The sequence below is a fragment of the Phaeocystidibacter luteus genome, from assembly GCF_008933115.1.
Lineage (GTDB): Bacteria > Bacteroidota > Bacteroidia > Flavobacteriales > Schleiferiaceae > Phaeocystidibacter > Phaeocystidibacter luteus.
This window is the reverse complement of sequence record NZ_WBVO01000015.1, coordinates 11,225-30,551: the sequence shown is the minus strand read 5'-3', so window position 1 is coordinate 30,551 and position 19,327 is coordinate 11,225. Positions and strand designations below refer to the sequence as shown.

The 19,327-nt window shown below is 44.5% G+C and carries 8 protein-coding genes and 1 tRNA gene; 7 read left to right on the top strand and 2 right to left on the bottom strand.

Annotated features, from left to right (window positions below; genetic code table 11):
* The first annotated feature begins 1 nt into the window (after window position 1).
* From F8C67_RS13685 to F8C67_RS13655, 7 genes are all read left to right on the top strand, one after another.
* Window positions 2–1,327 carry an HTTM domain-containing protein gene (locus tag F8C67_RS13685; protein ID WP_151668428.1) on the top strand — a complete coding sequence of 442 codons (1,326 nt, stop codon included), beginning with the start codon at window positions 2–4 and terminating at the stop codon, window positions 1,325–1,327.
* Window positions 1,317–3,728: a TonB-dependent receptor family protein gene (locus tag F8C67_RS13680; RefSeq protein ID WP_170266475.1), complete on the top strand. Its 2,412-nt coding sequence runs from the start codon at window positions 1,317–1,319 to the stop codon at window positions 3,726–3,728. The genes F8C67_RS13685 and F8C67_RS13680 overlap by 11 nt, the downstream gene beginning before the upstream one ends.
* Window positions 3,729–4,806: 1,078 nt before the next feature.
* Entirely contained in the window at window positions 4,807–5,250 is a 444-nt protein-coding gene (locus F8C67_RS13675; protein ID WP_151668426.1) for a hypothetical protein, read from the top strand.
* Window positions 5,247–6,104 (top strand): hypothetical protein, encoded by an 858-nt coding sequence (locus F8C67_RS13670; protein ID WP_170266474.1) that lies wholly within the window; start codon window positions 5,247–5,249, stop codon window positions 6,102–6,104. The genes F8C67_RS13675 and F8C67_RS13670 overlap by 4 nt, the downstream gene beginning before the upstream one ends.
* Window positions 6,105–6,455: 351 nt before the next feature.
* Window positions 6,456–6,962, top strand: coding sequence for a ClbS/DfsB family four-helix bundle protein (locus F8C67_RS13665; RefSeq protein ID WP_151668424.1), 507 nt, complete (start codon window positions 6,456–6,458; stop codon window positions 6,960–6,962).
* The gene (locus F8C67_RS13660) at window positions 6,959–7,360 is read left to right on the top strand and encodes a hypothetical protein (protein WP_151668423.1); all 402 of its coding nucleotides are present in this window, start codon (window positions 6,959–6,961) and stop codon (window positions 7,358–7,360) included. The genes F8C67_RS13665 and F8C67_RS13660 overlap by 4 nt, the downstream gene beginning before the upstream one ends.
* 35 nt (window positions 7,361–7,395) lie before the next feature.
* Window positions 7,396–7,469 (top strand) — tRNA-Ala (locus tag F8C67_RS13655).
* Between the two features lie 737 nt (window positions 7,470–8,206).
* Here F8C67_RS13655 and F8C67_RS13650 read toward each other — a convergent pair.
* Together F8C67_RS13650 and F8C67_RS13645 are read right to left on the bottom strand one after the other, a co-directional pair.
* Window positions 8,207–8,689: a hypothetical protein gene (locus F8C67_RS13650; RefSeq protein ID WP_151668422.1), complete on the bottom strand. Its 483-nt coding sequence runs from the start codon at window positions 8,687–8,689 to the stop codon at window positions 8,207–8,209.
* A 7-nt stretch (window positions 8,690–8,696) separates the two neighbouring features.
* The gene (locus F8C67_RS13645; protein WP_151668421.1) at window positions 8,697–19,298 is read right to left on the bottom strand and encodes a SpvB/TcaC N-terminal domain-containing protein; all 10,602 of its coding nucleotides are present in this window, start codon (window positions 19,296–19,298) and stop codon (window positions 8,697–8,699) included.
* Between the last annotated feature and the right edge of the window lie 29 nt (window positions 19,299–19,327).

Genomic DNA, 19,327 nt, shown 5'->3' with positions numbered 1-19,327 from the left:
CATGGGATACTTCAAACGCTACACGCATCTTGCGCCTCTGGCCTTCTTGCGCTTTGCATTTGGAGCACTCATGTTCTTTGCACTCCTTCGTTCATTATTGAATAATTGGGTGTTCGAACTCTACATCGAACCGCAGTATCACTTTCATTATTACGGATTCGATTGGGTTCAACCACTTGGGGAATGGACCTACCTCCTATGGGCTGTTGCCATGATTTCGGCGATTGGAGTTTGCGTTGGATACCTGTATCGACTGTCAATAATCACATTCACCATCACTTTTACTTACATCGAGTTGATGGACGTGGCATATTACCTGAACCATTACTACTTCGTGACCATTCTGGCCTTTGCTTTGTGCTGGCTTCCTGCAGCGCATTACGGCAGTATGGACGCTTGGTTGGGAAGGGCAAAATCGGCAGATGAAGCCCCTCGATGGACGGTAGATCTCCCCAGAGTATTGGTCAGCATCCTCTACTTCTTTGCCGGCCTAGCCAAGATGAATAGCGATTGGTTGATCGAAGCACAACCTTTAAAAATGTGGCTTCCGTCACGGTACGATTTGCCAATTTTAGGAGAATTGGTTGATGAGCCATGGCTACCCTATGCCTTCGCTTGGTTTGGCATGCTCTACGACACCACCATTTGGATATTTCTCTGGTGGAAAAGGACGCGAATTTTCGCCTACATCACGGTTATCATTTTCCATACACTCACCGCCATCTTCTTCCCGGCCATTGGAGTCTTCCCATACGTGATGATTGTCATCACACTCGTTTTCTTTGATGCCAAATGGCAACTTGCGCTCGGAAAGGTTTTCCCTTCTGCTCCACGGAAATGGCACGAATGGCGCACTTGGAATCCGGCTCTAGCCAAGTTTATTCTCCCCGTGTTCCTCGCTTGGCAAATCTTCTACCCAATGCGGTCGCAATTGTACCCGGGTGAGCTTTTCTGGACGGAACAGGGCTTTAGATTCTCATGGAGAGTCATGTTGATGGAAAAATCCGGTGCCGCTGAATTCAAGGTGGTAGAGGGCTCTACCGGAAGATACGTCTGGGTTGACCCTTCCGAATACCTCAATGAAACGCAGGAGAAACAAATGGCCTTTCAGCCAGATTTACTCTTGCAGTTCGCGCACTATCTGGGATCCCTCTACGAGGAAGCTGGAATGCAGAATCCAGAGGTATACGTTCGTTCGGCAGTTTCGCTAAATGCACGACCTTCGCAGCCGATTGTAGATGAGAGCATCGATTTGATGCAAGTGAAAGATGGCTGGGGACACAAGAAGTGGATCACTGCCTGGAATGACGAAATTCATGGCTGGTAGGCTACTCTATATTCTCACCTTAGGACTTTGGTGCCTCTCCGCGGCCGGACAATCTTCCCTGAACCTCCAGGTTGTTAGTCCAAACGGCGACCCCATTCACGATGCGCGCGTGGAGATTCCAAAGCGCGGCTTGGTGGCTTACTCTGATGCAAGGGGTCGTGTATCTTTCACCTGGAATGACTCCTACGGATCATCCGCTCGCGTCATCGTTCTACCCGATTTCTATCCGTTTCTAGATACCACCGTTCCAGTGAGCGACGAGCTCATTGTCCTTCCACTATCAGAATCTACAGGAAATCTTGGTGAGGTCGTCGTTACAGCGCGCCGAGACACGTTCAATCGATCTCGACTTCAAGCTATTGAGGGCACGGCAATCTATGCCGGCAAAAAGAGCGAAGTAATTCGTCCGAGTGAATCTGCCTTAAACCTCGCCAACAACAACGCACGCGAAATCTTTTCCAAGGTGACGGGGATGAACGTTTGGGAAGGCGACGAGAGCGGAATTCAGCTCAACATTGGCGGAAGGGGTTTGAATCCGAATCGCGCCTCAAACTTTAATGTTCGCCAGAATGGATACGACATTTCTCCCGATGCCCTCGGATACCCAGAGAGCTATTACACTCCTCCCGCGGAGGCGGTGGAACGTATCGAAGTGGTCAAAGGGGCGGCATCCCTTCAATATGGAACTCAATTCGGCGGACTTATCAATTTCAAAATGAAAGGCGCTCCGCAAATTGAAGGCTGGGAGGTACTCAATCGAACAACGGGTGGATCTTTTGGATTATTCAATCAATTCACTTCCCTGGGTTGGAGAAAGGGCAAGGTTGGAACCTACGTTTATGGCAATTTCAGAAGAGGAAATGGCTGGCGACCAAACTCGGATTACAACAGTTTCAACGGATTTGCTCAGATTGAATACAACTTCTCTGAACATTCAAAACTCATCGGTGAATACACGCACCTCTCCTATCTGGCAAAACAGCCTGGAGGCTTGGACGACAACATGTTCGAGGCAGATCCGCGGCAGTCGAACCGAGAACGCAATTGGTTTGGACTCAACTGGAATATTTTCGCCTTGAGATTCAGTCAAAAAATTGGAAACGATGAACTAAATGCGCGTTTATACGGCCTTTACGCAAGTCGAAACGCCCTTGGCTTCAGGAACTATCGTCCCACTACCGAAGACCCCGGCAACGTTGAGCGTGAGCTCATCACGGGTGAATTCCAAAACATGGGATTGGAGGTTCGGTACTTAAATCGATTCAACACGACGTACGGTCCGTGGGCTACCTTGTACGGCGTGCGCGCATATGCCGCCAGAAACAATAGTCAGCAAGGGTTAGGAAGCACAGGCTCGGATGCCGATTTCACCTTTATCGACAGCGAAGAAAACCTGCAATCGGACTACGTTTACCCCAACGACAACCTCTCTTTCTTTGCAGAGCAGCTCATGACCTTTGGCACGCGCTGGACGGTGACGCCGGGTATCCGTGTTGAATACATTAACAGTCGGAGTGACGGCTACTACCGCGAAGTACAGCGCGATTTAGCTGGGAACATCATTTTCAATGAAACCTTCCCGGGAGGATTGAGTAGGGAGCGTTCGTTTGTGCTCGCTGGGGTTGGAGTAGAGTATCAGTTGACGGAGAGCGCTCAGATCTATTTCAACGCCACGCAAAACTTCCGTGCGATAACGTATTCCGACATCCACATTGTGAATCCGAGTTTCAGAATTGATGAAAACATTGAGGACGAAAGGGGTTATTCCATTGACCTGGGAATTCGTCAGACTTCGGGTGACCGTTGGACCTATGATGTTTCGGCCTTCTTACTCAACTATGACAACCGAATTGGCGAGGTAGCGCAATTTGACACCTCTACCTTCAGAATCGTAAGCTACCGCACGAACATTGGTCAGGCATTGATTTACGGATTGGAGAGTTATACCTCGTACACGTACTTGTATCGACCGGAACAACGCATCAGTTCGAATATCTTCCTGAACGCCTCTTTTGTGAACTCGGTCTACCTAAAAAGTGCCCTACCACAGGTGGAGGGAAACCAGGTGGAGTTTGCTCCGCATATTAACATTAAAACGGGGATTGAGGGCACTTGGAAAACGTGGCGAGGGCGATTACAGCTTACCTACTTGAGTGATCAATTCACGGATGCGGCGAATGATATTGATGGTGGCGCACCGGCGGTAACGGGCTTGATTCCGGCTTTTATGGTCATGGACTTTGGGTTGTCGTACAGTGCGGGTCGCTGGCAATTCGAAACGGGGGTAAACAACCTCATGAACGAGGCGTATTTCACGCGTAGGGCGACGGGGTATCCGGGGCCGGGGATTATACCTAGTCCAGGGCGTAGCTGGTATGTGGGGGTTCAGGTGCGGCTGTGATCTCGCGGGGAAAATGAGATGTGCGAGGTGGATCATCGTGGGTGGTTCACGCAAAACCGCAAAAGGCAAAACCGCCAATTTCAAAAATCATCGCTGCGCGTACAAAGCGCAAAACGGGTGTGGGAAACGCCCACCTGCGTGCTGGGATTGATTGTTACGCCATAATTCCCAACAATAGGCACGGTGCTTTAGCGCGTGCCGGGCATGGAGGTTTCTCGCGGGGAAAATGAGATGTGCGAGGTGGATCATCGTGGGTGGTTCACGCAAAACCGCAAAAGGCAAAACCGCAATATTAAAATCATCGTTGCGCGTAAAAAGCGCAAAACGGGTGTAGGAAACGCCCATCTGCGTGCTGGGATTGATTGATACGCCGTAATTCCCAGCAATAGGCACGGTGCTTTAGCGCGTGCCGGGCATGGAGGTTTCTCGCGGGGAAAATGAGATGTGCGTGGTGGAGGGAGAGCGCGGGGGATCTACTTACGTGTTTCACCCGCCGGTGGTCGGGCAAGCTGCAAAAACGCAAAAGGCAAAAACGCCAATTTCAAAAATCATCGCTGCGTGTAAAAAGCGCAAAACAGGTGAAGGAAGTGCCCATCTGCGTGCTGGAATTGATTGATGCGCCTTAATTCCCAGCAATAGGCACGGTGCTTTAGCGCGTGCCGGGCTCGGGGGGTCTCGCGGGGGGTTTCTCGCAGAGAACATGAGATGTGCATGGTGGAGGGAGAGCGCGGGGGATCTACTTACGTGTTTCACCCGCCGGTGGTCGGGCAAGCTGCAAAAACGCCAATTTTAAAAATCATCGCGGCGCGTAGAAAGCGCAAAAAAAGCAGCCTGGAAAATGAAAGGTTCTGTTGCTCAGACCAACGTGCGAAGCTTCAATTCCGTAATTTTCAAAACCATTTCTCGCTCCTCCATGATTCGTTTAGGATTCTTTTTCTGTTTTCTGGTTTTTAGCTCTTGTTCTTCAGTGCAGAACGAACAGCTGTTGTCTAGCCAGGCGGAGAGAGAGAAACCTGAATACTACTTTAAGCGTGACATGTGGCACTCGTCATGCAGGCACACTCATGATACATTATGGATGAGAGACGTTAGCGAACGTTTCATTCGATTTGACGAAACCAGCTTGATGAGGGATACGGCCGATTATGAAGCATTCAGGTTCACGTATCAAGAAAGCCGTCGCTTGCCAGTAGTCATACGTTTGGAAAAAAGAGGTGATGAATGCCTCCTCTTTGTTAAAAAAGAGATTGACGATTGGCCTAGTACTATTGCTGAAATCGAAGAATACCCTCCAGCTTCGATTGGTGTGAGCAAGTGGAATGAAGTTTCAGCTTTGCTCGACAGCATAGAGTTTTGGACCACAATGCCCACCGATTCTTGCGAGGCACCATATGATTATAATAGCTGGTTGATTGAGGGCAAAAAAGATACTCATTACCACTTGATGCATGGAGATAACCTCAAACAAGTAAATTACCCAGACTGGTGGAAGCTTACTGCACTAATAAAAGGATTTGAATGAGCTTTAAAAACTCAATTATTGCTTCGGTTTCACTCATAATGATTTGCACTGGAAGACAGGAATCCGTGCCGAGCCTAAGCGTTCAATTTCTACCATGGAATGAAGGAGTTACGGAGAGAATGAAATATTCAACTCCGAAACCAGACACACTGTTCTCGGATGAATATTACGATGTGGTTAGGACATGTAGTGGTGAATTTGGAGGTAGCGCTTGGTTTATAAATCGGGCTACGGGCGACTCAACGGGATGCCAAGCGCTTTGTCCGAGGGGAGTCTACAAGGTAGATAACGTGTACTATGTCATCGCCTCACTAAATCATATGGGTGGCTCATCAAGAATAATGAGTATTAGGAACCCTAGAGAACTTCGTCCCTTTAGAAGATCAAAGCCGGTTGAACGAAAAGTTGAAGCATCCGACAGCACGTACAAGGTGAGGTGGTATGGAGGGGACGAATCTCGATCGACGGAGGGCGCGGATATAATTCTAGACGACTACAATCAGACAATCGTCATGGATTTCGTGGTCGACAACAACGTTTATGTAGTCACTCGCAGGCCAAATTTTGATCGTTTTAATAGATTCTTTAAACAATCAAACAATAGCGAAATGTATGACTGTATGGATTATATCCTATATCATGTCACCGTTTCAGGGCTAGTTTTCCAAGACACTTTGATTCAAATGAACACCCTTTGGGGTCATCTACATTTGAACGAAGAACGGTCTTTCCACTACAAAGAAGGGAACCATCAACAGCACTACATAGATGGTTATGGTGTTGACTATATGATTGAGCTTCGCAATGACAGTTTGAAGGTGTATCGCCGGAATAACAACTGGGAATTGGGTTAACAAGCATGTCGATTGAGCGGGTGCCGGGCACGGGGGTTCTCGCGGAGAAAATGAGGTGTGCGAGGTGGATCATCGTGGGTGGTTCTCCCGCCGGCTGGCGGGCAAGCTGCAAAACCGCAAAAGGCAAAACCGCAATATTAAAATCATCGTGGCGCGTAAAAAACGCAAAACAGGTGCAGGAAGCGCTCACCTGCGTGCTGGGATTGATTGATACGCCGTAATTCCCAGCAATAGGCACGGTGCTTTAGCGCGTGCCGGGCATTCCAAACGCCATTCCCCGGAGGGGATAATTAGTATAGCCTCGTGGCTTTAGCCCGAGGGTTAATTTTATCAATTTCGTACCTTTCTGATATGCCACGTCCAACCACGAAAAGTGAACTTTTAAAGGCTAGTGAAAAGGCTTTTGGGGAGTTGATGGAAATGATTGAATCTATGCCTTTGGAGCGCCGAAACGCGGAGTTTCAACCCGGTACGATGAATCGAAATATTCGGGATGTGTTGGCACATATCCATCATTGGCATTTGCTGATGTTGGATTGGCACGAACAGGGCATGTCGGGCACAAAGCCGGAGATGCCAGCAAAGGGTTACACGTGGAGAACAACTTCAGAATTGAACAGGCAAATCTGGAATGACTACCAAGATGTAGATCTGGAACACGTTCTACAGAAACTCAAGCGCTCACATGACGCGGTTACTTCAATTATTCTGCAATACTCGAGCGACGAGTTGTTTGAAAAGAAGCGTTACTTCTGGACCGGCTCGACATCATTGGGAGCGTACCTGACATCATCTACTTCGAGCCATTATGCTTGGGGTAAAAAGTTGATCAAAAAGGGACTAGGGACTTCAAAATGAAAACCACAAAAACAGCTGAACTCGTCATTCTAGAATGTATTAGACGCGAGCAGGGTATATTTAGATTAGGTGCTTCTTTGAGTGGGATGATCAAGTGGTTTGATGCCTATGATAGATCATGCCCATCTGCCCTGGAACTGCAAAACCTTCTAGCTCGTTTGGAAGCTGCAGAATATGTCAGGCTCAGATTTGGCCGAATTCGGCTAACGAAGAAATTCTTTCGCAAACATAGTGAGATCAGGAAAGTCTATCCTCAGATATCTACATATGAGAGTTGTCAGGCAATCTTAGAAACAATCGAGGGGTTGAATCCCGAAGGCAGCAAATCAGAATTTGATGAAATGGTGACCGAAGCTCGTTGGAAAAAAGCCCTCATGAATTACGGCGCTTCACATTGAATCCACTACTTTTGTTGTCCTTGCAACAGCAAAGAGGGGGTATAGCTCAGTTGGCTAGAGCGCTTGCATGGCATGCAAGAGGTCGTCGGTTCGACTCCGACTATCTCCACTAAAAAAAGGCAATCCGAGAGGGTTGCTTTTTTTGTTTCAGCTAATTTCATGATTGGCTAGAACAACCCGAATTTATTGGGAGAAGCAAAATACCATCTCGGTATCGACAGATATTCCGAAGTCCTATGAATATTGAGTTAACGTATAATTGATAATGTAATATTTTTGGATGGGTACATGGAGGCGAGTTCCGCTCTCACCGACTCACCAAACTTGCCAATCTTCAAGAAGGCACTCATGAAGTACTTTCGAGGATTTTTTCCAAACAGCAATGCAGCGGCTCGTTTTAAATGGCCATCATCATTCAAAAGACGAAGGTATCTAAGAATCTTCTCCAGACTGGTATTTTGCTTTATAAATGGAAGACGGCTGGCCTTCATGGCCTCCTCACGAAATGCATCAATTACACTAGGGTCGATATCGTCCAGGGTGGCCCGGGGCTCTATTACTTCATCCCAATCAAGCCCGGTTTTCTTTAAAAGAAAATCGTTCAGTGGTGTTCGACTTAAAAGTTGAGTTGTATTGCCACTGATAACATAGTACTTGCCTCTGTATCAGATAGAAACCGAATAGTATTCGATAGCAACTTCTATATACTCCTTCTCATCTTCTTCCTTTAGGTTAACCTAAGACCATCTAGTGAGAAGACTCGAAATTAAGGCTTGAAAATGCCACAGTCCCTATAGGCTTTGTAATGAAAAGGTTTAACGATTTCACTGGGAAGCAAAATAGCGTTCAATCTTGCTCCTGAAACAAAACTTGATCTCTATCATGAAGTCGAAAACAACCATCCTCAAGAGTCGAATTATCTTTAATCCACTCTAACTTATCTTCGTCTATCAGACTTGGCGAATAAACGTAGATATAAGTTGCTTGTATGGAGTAAGCGACAATGAACCCTGAATTCTTGACAGAACGCACTTTTCTGTATTCTGTGGATAAGAAACAATTTACTGTCAAATCCAAACTGTCTTCGATTTGTAGATAATTAATAGAGTCAAGATTTCTTTGAAAAGATTTGCTCACACTATAAGTTTTATCCAAAGTATTGTAGGAGATATTTCCCTCATCGAAGTAAAGAATAACCAAATTCTCTCCTCTTCTGTCTAGATTGAATCCTGTCATCATATTCAAACAATCATCATAACAATCACCACTGGGCATCAGCAATAATAAAACCAACGATTGCCAAGAAAACAGACTTAATGAAAAACTCATTTTACTTTTAATTTCGATTATGTGCTCTATGACCCGCCCTAATTGCTCTTTGATCTGCGGCAGAATCACCAGTTATCGTAATCCTGTTGAGAAAGAAGTCACCTGGTTGGTATTGGTCATTCTGTAACTTACCATTCCAAAAACCATTAAACTCAGAGCCTAATTTAGCTTCCCAATAGTAAACGCCTAATTTAGAAACTGCGTATCCCCAAAGCCAATTTCCAGCGTCATAGTCATTATATCCTACCCCATCAATTATATGTAGTTTATAAGCATCTGGTTCGTTTTTCATATCGAGGGCTCCACTTGAAAGAGATTCATCATACACCGCCCTTAAGACACTAAAGTGACCATCAGTGCTGTTCTGGATATTTTCAATTCTTGAGTCAACAATTTCGTCGCGCAAGTCTGAAATGTCATTGTCCATATCAATTCCTTCCAAATAGTCTTTATCTGAAGGATCAAGCTGAAAGCGTTCAGCATCTTTAGAGTCATTAAACTTAAACTCCATCATTGTTTCACCATCAGAATTCTTAACAATACCATTGGTCCCATTCCACAAATTATGCCACCAGTTGTCGTTAATCGTTTCTCGATAAGTGCCATCTTCATTAAATATCACGTCCTTTCTACCATCTGGGTCCAATCGCATAATCGGATTACCTGAAGAAAAATGATATGGTGTCTTACTCACATTGGACTCATCCATACCCAACGGATCCACACTCAACCACATACTCAATTGGTTGTCGTAGTACCTCGCCCCATAATACGCTAATCCTGTCTCCTCATCAAGCTCTTTACCGTTAAACCTATACGGACTACTAAACTCACCATTCGGCTGAGAGTAGCTATTAAGCTCTTCACCCCATGGGTTGTAAAGGAAGTACTGATAAACTGTTCCGCTCTCGTCGGTAATCATGTCTACACTGCCGAGGTAATCTGGGTGGTACCAGTATCTGACGCCTTCGAAACAGCACTCCCATTCGCCTGCATAATGTCCGACCTTCGCCGATTCTGATTGGCTGGAGAATTGTGGGAATTGAGATTCTAAGGTTTCACTTTTTACTAAGTCCTCGATGACGAAATCTTCACCTTCTATTTCGCCAAGCCCAGCAAGAACGTGAACGAGGTGGTCAATAACAGGATTATTTGCCCCGGCACTCCCCATTTCTTCCTCAATTGAAGAGTCTAACGTTTCAGTATCATTGAGTTCATTCTTCATTCCTGGCCCTTCTGGCGGAGCGACTTCTTGAAGAGTAATATCGGATACAACTCGTTGCATACCCATGTAATAGTGCTTCGTTTTCTGGAAGCCATCTGCGAAGTTCTTCCTCACATAATATTCATTCACATAAAGCGAATATGGATCCAAATTCGTCCTTGTACCTACATCTTGATCGTCCACTGATAATGTACTTTCAAGATACGAAGACTTCATTATCCTGGTCCCGTTGTAATCATACACGTAATGATGAATACCAGAGTTTGGATCGCTTACTGCTACCAACTGTTCCTGCTCGTTCCATACAAACACAGTTTCATCATAGGAACTAGTCACAGCATTCCATTCTTCAATCTTCTCAATCGAGCCAGCATCATTGTACTGTAGATTCTGATGCCAGGCCACGTTATTTGGATCTGTCAAGTTAGACAACTGATGACTTCCAGCACTGTAAGTATAAGTCCTTGTGTAGTCCATCCCAGTGCCTGTGGCAACCAAATCCGAATTCCCTGGATTTAATACAGCAGAAGATTTTGAGGTGATTCTACCCGCCGCATCGAAGTTTGTTCCAACACTATACGCGGAATAATGAGTAGAATTAGTCTTATCCGTGAGATCTGCCTGAGTAAGTCTATTGAAGTCATCGTACGAAAAATCAAATGTATAGACTTGAGTTTTCGACGCTCCAAACATCATCTCATCAACCTCAGCATCAACAGAGGTGATTAATCCACGAGAATTATATGTGAATTCTTTTTGGTGCACTTGAGCGAAGGTTCCACTACTTGCCTTGGCTTCAGTCTTATTCATCATCAGTGATCGAGTGAATTCGTGGTACTCAAAGTCTGTGCTCGTACCGTTTCCATATTCAATCCTTGTAATGTTATCAAAGCCGTCATAGTGAATCATATCAATAATTGACTCACTTGGCATCGAGGCGAAATTGGTCGTAATACTTCGAAGACTTCCGAGGTTAGAGTAGCTATAATTCACATACTCATCATCTGGGTATTTCAACTTCAACACCCTGCCGAAAGAATCATAGAAACTCTGAGTGATAAACGTCTCAGCGCCATTTTTAGGAATATTGAATTCTCTCTTATTCCAAGTGGTGTTGCCCAATTCATCATATTTAAAGTCTTCCACCAATACTGGATTGGACGTTGAGCCCTGAGTCGCACGAATTAATCTTCCAACACCATTTCTGCTGTCACTTCCATCCGCGGCCCCATATTCATAAAGCACATCGTATAGTCCCGAGGAGATTGATGGATCGTAAGGAGCGACCGTTTCCTTGAACAATTTTTTCTCGATTCGGCCATATTGATCAAACTCATATTCAATACGTCCTTCAGGTGTCGTGGTGATAAGAATATTGCTTGCCTTGTCATAAGTTGTTGTTGACAAGCCTCTATCAGGATGATCTTCCGACAAGACTCTACCGAACATATCATAGACGTAGTCCACTTCAATTGGAGCTCCAGTCTGAGACATTGGAGTTACGACCTTCAATAGTTGGCCAAGATTATCAAAGTCAAATTGTGTTAGGATATGGTTCGTCCCATCATCCGTTTTAGTTGCGATTCCATTACCTCTAGAATCACTGTAGCTAATTTGACTTGTTCCATCTTGAGAAACTTCTTGAGCAAAGTAATCCTTACCAGAGTATTCCGTGTATCCCAAATCGGAGGCCCAATAGTACCCATAGGTAATTGTAGTCATATCTGGTGTTGAAGTTCCTGTACCTGACCATGCGACATCTTCTGTTTGCTTACGGCCGGCGTAGTCATGAGTGGAAGTTCCAATTACAGGAGAAACACTCGAACTTACGTCCCAGATAAAGTTACCCAAATCGACGGGCGTTTCATTTGAGAGGAAGTCTTGTCGTGTAGCCACGACATGACCAAACCTATCATACTCTACAATTCCAGATACTCTAAGTCGCTCAGATGAACCACCGAATGAGTTGGTAACATCCACCTCGGTTTTAACCTGCATAGGACGATCCAATCCATCAACAAAAGTTGCAGTACCGACAGAATTGGCCATTGTAGAACTAGGAATCGCGTGTAAAGTCGAACAATACTCATCCAAATTCGACTCATCCCTGAACTCAACAGTTGTCCCAGAATTCCCAGTGTTATGATAAGTGATCGCAACAGGTGCTGGGTTTGTGACACTTGATCCTGATTTTCCGTATGGATAATACTCGAATGAGACGGTCGGACCTTGGGTGCCGTCATATAACTCGCGTGGCGCCCATACTTGTGCTAATCTGTCATTTTCATCATATGCATACCGAATAGGGTGTCCATTCGGCCCCGTTGTTTGCAGTAGTTGCTGTGGTCCAAAGTCATAGACGTTACAAACGGTCTCACCTATGTGATTTTGAACACTTGTTACGAACTGATTTAGCCCAGAGTCATAATTAAATACTCTGTGTGCTCTGACTCCATCTGTATTTGGCGGGCCTGTGATTTTATCGACATTTCCGTATTCATCATACTCCAAATCTGTAACCGAATAGTCACTGGTGCCGGTCCCATAGTACTGACGCAGTTCTGAAGGAGCTGCATTAGTTATTGCCCCATTGCTCCAAAGGCTAGCGACCTCAGAATGACGAATCGGGTTGCCAGCAGTAGAACCCTCGTAAATTTTATGCTCTCTTAAAGCTGAAGTTCTGCCATTAGCGTTTGTAGGGTCGAAGTATTCCATTTCAGCTATGAGAGCACCTGTATAAACTGTTGCATAGTTGTACTCATAAATTGGCACTTCGCGAAGAACTTGTTTTCGATGGACGGTGGTGAATTCAATATCATCGCCTTCGCCTACACAGAAACTGTTTGGATAAGGAACCTCTGCAGGGTCGAAACATCCAGAAATTGGCTCTGGAATATACCACGCCACGGCTGGGTCGAATCCTGGAGTATTACTCTCAACAACCAACCCAACAAAAGGAGCATACTCGGCACCTTCCAATATTTCAAAGTTCACTATTTCATCACAGCTATTCTGTTGTGATTTATACTCATACTCATAGTACGAGTAAGTACCAACTTGAACTTTCGAAATTGCCCCTGGTTGACTCTCACCAAAATCCTTGTATCGAATAACATTGAAGTATTCATCGTATTCAATCTCGTACTTGTGAGCTAAATACTTAGTTCGTTCACTTATATCTGGGAAACTCACATCCTCGGTAGATATAACTGCTGGAAAAATCGAAGAAGTTTCGCCTAAAGTGCTCAGGTCTTCAATAACTACAGGAGAGCTTGATTGAAGCTTGACTTGACCCGCTGTAGGTGAGCCAGAAGCGATGTCTACTTGACGGTACTCGTAATCATATGAATTCTCAGAGATTAGTTCGATGTGTTCAAACAACCAAACAATCGGATCATTCGGATCTTGTCTAAACGTTTCTTCCCAATAGTGCCTATGGAGTTGGAGCGATTTTACTTTCAAATTCTGGGTAAAAGTCCATTCGAGAATATCATGTGGCTCAAGGCTATTTGGAGAGCTAAATACTTCAACATTCAGAATATTAACTTCTAAAAGTTTAATTTCCGTTAATACGCCTCCTTGATTCTCGATTGAAGGGTCTATTTCTTCAGGTAATCGCCTTGCAGCTATACCGTAACTCGGACTTGGATTACTCAAATAATATTGCCCACCTTCCAATTGATCAGGGTGTATAATGGCAAATCTGGTGAACCCGACAAAATTCTTTTCCCTTCTATTCTTAATTCCTCCGTCGTAAGCGAATTTCGTCACATACTCATCAGTACCATCTACATCAGCTGATCCTGAGCTAATGAGATCAAAACCATCATCAACCGTCACTTCGGACATCACCCACTTGGCTGTAGGCATGTCCCAAATCACTTTCTCTACATCGTCGTTTGAGACATGCGTTTTCACTTCAGCATCATAGTAACCTACTTTATTACCAATAAGCTCATAATCTATTGAGATTGTACCCCCTAGTGGATTGGTTACAGTATTCAGTAGGTTAGCTTTTTCTGATTTGGCTAGATACACAGCCATGTTCCCATTATCAAGGCTATGAATAAAGTCCATGTCGCCATCCCCGTTCATGTCAACAAAGCTCGTTCTAACACGATTAACAGAAAGATTACCATTAACACTTCCTCCTACTGATATCTTGGGACCAAATGGTATCGAAAAAGCATAGTTTCCTGTAAGGTTTCCAGAAAAACCCATCCCTCGGCTAAGGTTGTAGCTTTCTTGAGTGGTGACAGCATTATACAATTGATATGTTGTACCCGTATTGATAAACAGATTTGCTGAGTTATTTTGACCTAAGACCATTCTGTCTTGCAATCCATCGCCATTAAAATCCATGTAGAAAGTGTTGGCATCGTTGCCCACAAAATTGACATTGATTCCCGCTGAAAAGCTTTTGGCCCAAGTTGGAACAACCTCAAACATATCCTTTAAGGCACTTGAAACACCAAAACTAAAGGAAGAATTATTTGCTATTGACTTAGCATAAGGTGCGTTAATTGGAGCATCAAAGTCGTAACCTGAGTTTAGTGAAATTCCCACTCCATCAATGGTTTGATCAGGTAGACCATCACCATTTATGTCAGCTAGGCTATTCAAAGTAAAGCTACTACCAAAACTCACGGATGCGTTTGGAAGGTTCAATTCTTCAAATTTGGGAATATTGTTAATGAACGTTCCATTTGGTGCTATAGTTGAATTATCCGAATTCGACTTATTGAGTTCAGATATCGATGTAAGATTTTTGGAACTGACATGTCCGCCTGTTGGATTCGTATACTGGACATCAATACTCCCATTAGTATTCTCAGAAACAACATCTGGAAAACCATCTCCATTCAAATCACCGAAGTATCCAACTGTCCTTGAGAAGTACTTTGATGGGTCGTTCACGACTGTTGATGTGTTCACGAATCCTCCTCCGGGGCCGTTTTCTGCTTTCGAATATGACTTCGTTCGATTCGGCATTGCAAAAGCTGTATATGTAGGATCCAGCCCGCCCGGCACAGTGAAATCGTCAGCTTCATCTTCTGATTCGCCATAAATACCTGGAAAGCTCATTCCGTATGCATCAAAGACACTAATATGAGATCCCATTACACTCCATCTATCTAGCAGGCTATACGTCCATGTCTGTCCAGATTTTGCATAGTCGATTTGATAACTTCTCAAATTGGTATGTTTCTCACCTCTTGCAGCGAACATTGGAACAAACTTCATATCCATCGGATCTAAGTTTGCGGTGGTATTGGCTAAATAGGATTCGTCGTTAAAGTCAGCCCCATTTTCTAGCTCCTCCATGGCTGGAGTAATTAACTCACTTGGCTGAATTGCTACATTTTCCTCTCCATCTGGAGTTCCCCAACCGAATTGCCCCCAATATTTATATTGGGATTGTAGGTTGTCTATTCCGCGATAATAAATATTCACACTACCCTCCAAAGAGAAATACTCTCGTTCCATGGAGTATGCTCCGATGGAGCGGACATGTTGATTTAAATAATCCGTTATTCCATCGGCAAAAGGTCCTTTCCCATGGAATTCAATCCAGATTTCACCGTTCTGAACATCACCACTATTAAATGTGGCTGATGAACTTCCGTTAAACGTTTCGTTAGACAGTTGGTTCTTCTTTGACAAATCAGGATTCAGGTCATACCATCTCACAATATGCGTCCCTTGATGGTAGTATTCAAAGGATACCGCTTTGTGTGAGATTGCCGTGCCACCACTTTTCACAGTCATGTAAACCAGCTCTCTGTAGTCGGTCTTTAACTCATCAAAAATATTCTCTAATTCAGTCTGTTGAGAGGACGCCGTGTAATCATCCAATTCAACTGATACTTCATAGTCATTGGAAGGAAGTGAGAAGCCAACAGGCCCATTCAATGTCTTAATCCTGTTATACGTTTGAATATCCACAACTGGATAGCTTCTATCCGGATAATCTGCACATACATCCAAGACATGAATCTCGGGTCTCCACTTGATTCTCTTCCAATCAACTGTTGATGTGGACCAAGCACTGAAAACCATGTACAATTTATCGGACGAATTGATTCCGAATGAGCCGTTGAATGAATGATATGCATTGATGAATGGAGCTGAGTTGAATGAGGTCCCTATGCTTGTCGATCCCGCATTCACTTGTTGAATGTATTCCGTAATCTTCCCCTCTTCGTTGTACAATTCAATTTTCAACTGAAGCTCATCCCCTAGAGCAGCATTCAGTGTTTGAACACCAGGAATCACCTTCACTTGATCACCCCCGTTAAACCATACTGGTTCTCGACCACTTAATAGAAATCCTGCATTATATGAGCTCAACCAAAACTGGGTTCCATTCCCATCTACATGATTCGAAGAGGTATACTTTACTACTGGATTCCATTGAACGAAATCTTGCTGACCATCTTCTCCAGCTTGAATTCTAAAGAAAATCTGATCACCCTTTTGTACCACTATATCATAACTCATGACTTGTGGTGAGGTAGGTGTAACAGTCTTAAATGCAATCGCTCCGTTCGAGCCAAAAGTATTACCAGGATAAATAAACTGGCCATTCTTTTGAACGGCGACCCGAACCTCTCCAGAGTTCTGACCATAAATACTTGCCGCACCTCTGATCTGGATGGTCCCAGCCACGGAAGCCTCCCATACTCTAACGGTCTCGAATGCTTTCGTTGGTACACCTTCAAAATCCGGTAACGTTACATCAGACGCTTTTAAGACAGGGTTATGCGTTGACTCACTTGAATAAGCAAAAGTTAAGTCCCCATTTGATTGAAGTTGACCGAATTTAACTCGATAATCACCTCCGGTTTTTGTAATGAGATCAAGAACACCATCACCGTTATAATCCGTCATCGAAACTTTTGTTTCGTTGCTGGACCAACTCCAATTACTTCCGTAGTAAAGCAAATTAGCCTCTGCCACAAAATCTAAAGAGACATTAACACCTCGCTGTGAGAATTTCTGAAGGTGCTCCGCTTCAATGTCATTTCTATTGCCGAAATAATAGCTACCGTCACTCCTACGATTTAATGCACGGTAGTTAAACCCATCTCTTCCTTTGTAAATAAGATCGGGTAACCCATCACCAGAAACGTCTTGAAACATCCTTGTCGACCAAGTGTTCCCCCCAGAAAATCCAAATTTGGCGGAGAGTGTTGAGGTTTTGTTCGGAATTGGGAACAATTGAAATCCTAAGCCCACAGAGCCTGATCCCGAGATTCCTCCTGTCAATGACGTATTAATTCCTGATGGAACTACATAAGAGGTAATAGGTGAAAGAATTTCCTGCGCCCACTCCGGAGCATTGTTCAACCATGGCGCGGACAGGTTAGTTTCTAGAATATAATCTTCAGTAGAATTGAAACCATACGTTCCTTTATGATAATCGAATTTATGTGAATAGAAATCTACACCTCCTGCGGTAAAATCACGTTGCTCGGCCACTTCCGTGAGAAGCGTTTTAAAAAATCTATCTGATTCAGGGATAGTTCCTACTGGGTCCTTGGTATAATCTTGATTGTATCTCAGGTGATAGTGGACAACGTCTGTTCCATTATATTTGACTTCAACACGATCGAGTCTCTTATCGTCAACAACTTTTAAGCCTTGATTCATAGAAATCCTCGTGTCTACCCTGTTCGTTGAAGTAATAAAGTGAACTGTATATGCTCCAGCATCTTCCGCGTAGCCCGTATAGGTAATCTTCGAAAGCGTCATTGAAATCCCATCAGACTTCAAATCTGTTGAACTAGACGAATGAGGCGTTTGTTCATACTCATAGGTCATTGTATTCCCCCACTTATCTTCAACTTTCGTTAAATACCACGTAGAAACACCTTCGTTAGAGGCTAGAACTCCATTTGAAGAAACCACGGAGCCGTTATATGTGCCGTAATAAAACTTCTTGTTGTCCGAATCTGTCACAATCCAATAATATTCATCAGGGTTTGCTCCATGACGAACTATTTCAGAATAAGAGGAGACTGTGCGTGTGAAGAAGCGGATTCCATTGGTCGAATTTGACTGTCTCAACATACTATTCCCGCCATTGTCAGCGCGATTAGGCCTTCTTCCACCTTCCAAAAACAACTCTTGGCCATTGTACACGTAGCCTTCCGTTTCTTGATTCTCGTCGAAGCGTGGAACCCCCAATCTAGTGTCAACCGAAATGGAAGGAACAGAAATACTCCAACCGAGCCCACACCAGCCACTTGAACCGTCTGAACTATAGTTAAGAGCGAGTTGAGGAGTCATCCCATTCCTGCCTTGAGGTACCCAAAGTGGGTATGAAATATTGGCTGATCCTTGTCTGTTTGCGGTTGGAGCTTGAATCAGGCGCATTCCTGTAGCAGGATTGGCTGGCTCAATATCCGAGATATTGGTTGGAACAAATGCACCCGCTTCTGGCATTTCAGGCGTCTGAATCAAACCTGCGAAATAATCTGTCTCACCTGGAACCATCGCCTCTACGCGAAGGTTAGCATGATCAACTTTCATCACGTGGGCAGATTTCCAACTCTTTGACAGGTCATCGAAGTAGAAAACCTGCACCTCATTCATTTCACTTTGAGATCGCACCTTCGATGCATCCACCCCAATCGCAATGTGGTACCCCTGACTCTCGCTTCCGTCAAGGTGATACGCATACGAACGGCGAGTTACGTTCACAATGTGTCGCGGAATACTCGCCGCTTCCGCTTGTGATACTTTATATCCTCGTAAGCGAACGTTCTCAGTCAACACCTCAAAGTCAATGCTGTTGGCCGGACGACGAACAATGTCGTCTTGAACAAGAACTCGCTCTGGATTCTCTTCCTGCAACTCCAAGGAAACATTGCGAACCTCCACTGGGAAATGCAATCCCTCTGGCAACATGAATCGAATGCTATTCACACCCGAACGCAAGTCGTCCATCTCGATACGCACACGTGCTTCCTTCCAATCTGGAGCAATGTCAAGTTCTTGAGATCCATAGGCCTCGCTACCATTAATGGACTTCGGCAAATCCTCTGGATTCGCCAATCCTAAGGCCTCATACTTTAAGAAGGCATAAGCATATTTCGTTTCTTCTACATCGAGCTCAACTTGGAATACATCGTCTTCTGGACGGTTATGCGGATCATTCGTATGTCCACCCAAATAGGCGTGCCCCGCTTCCGCGAGCAACTCCATATTCTCTGGTTTCTCAACTTCGAGAGGAAGCTGAGGGACGTGTGCATAATTCGTTTGCTCCTCCATGTGTGGTATCCCATACGACAAAGTGCGCGACAAAGCGAACAAGTCCGGTGACATAAAGAGGAAGCACAGCGTGACAGCTGCTAAGCGAGAGATGAAATCAACTTTCATAAGCTTGACTTTGAGAGATAATCTTTAGC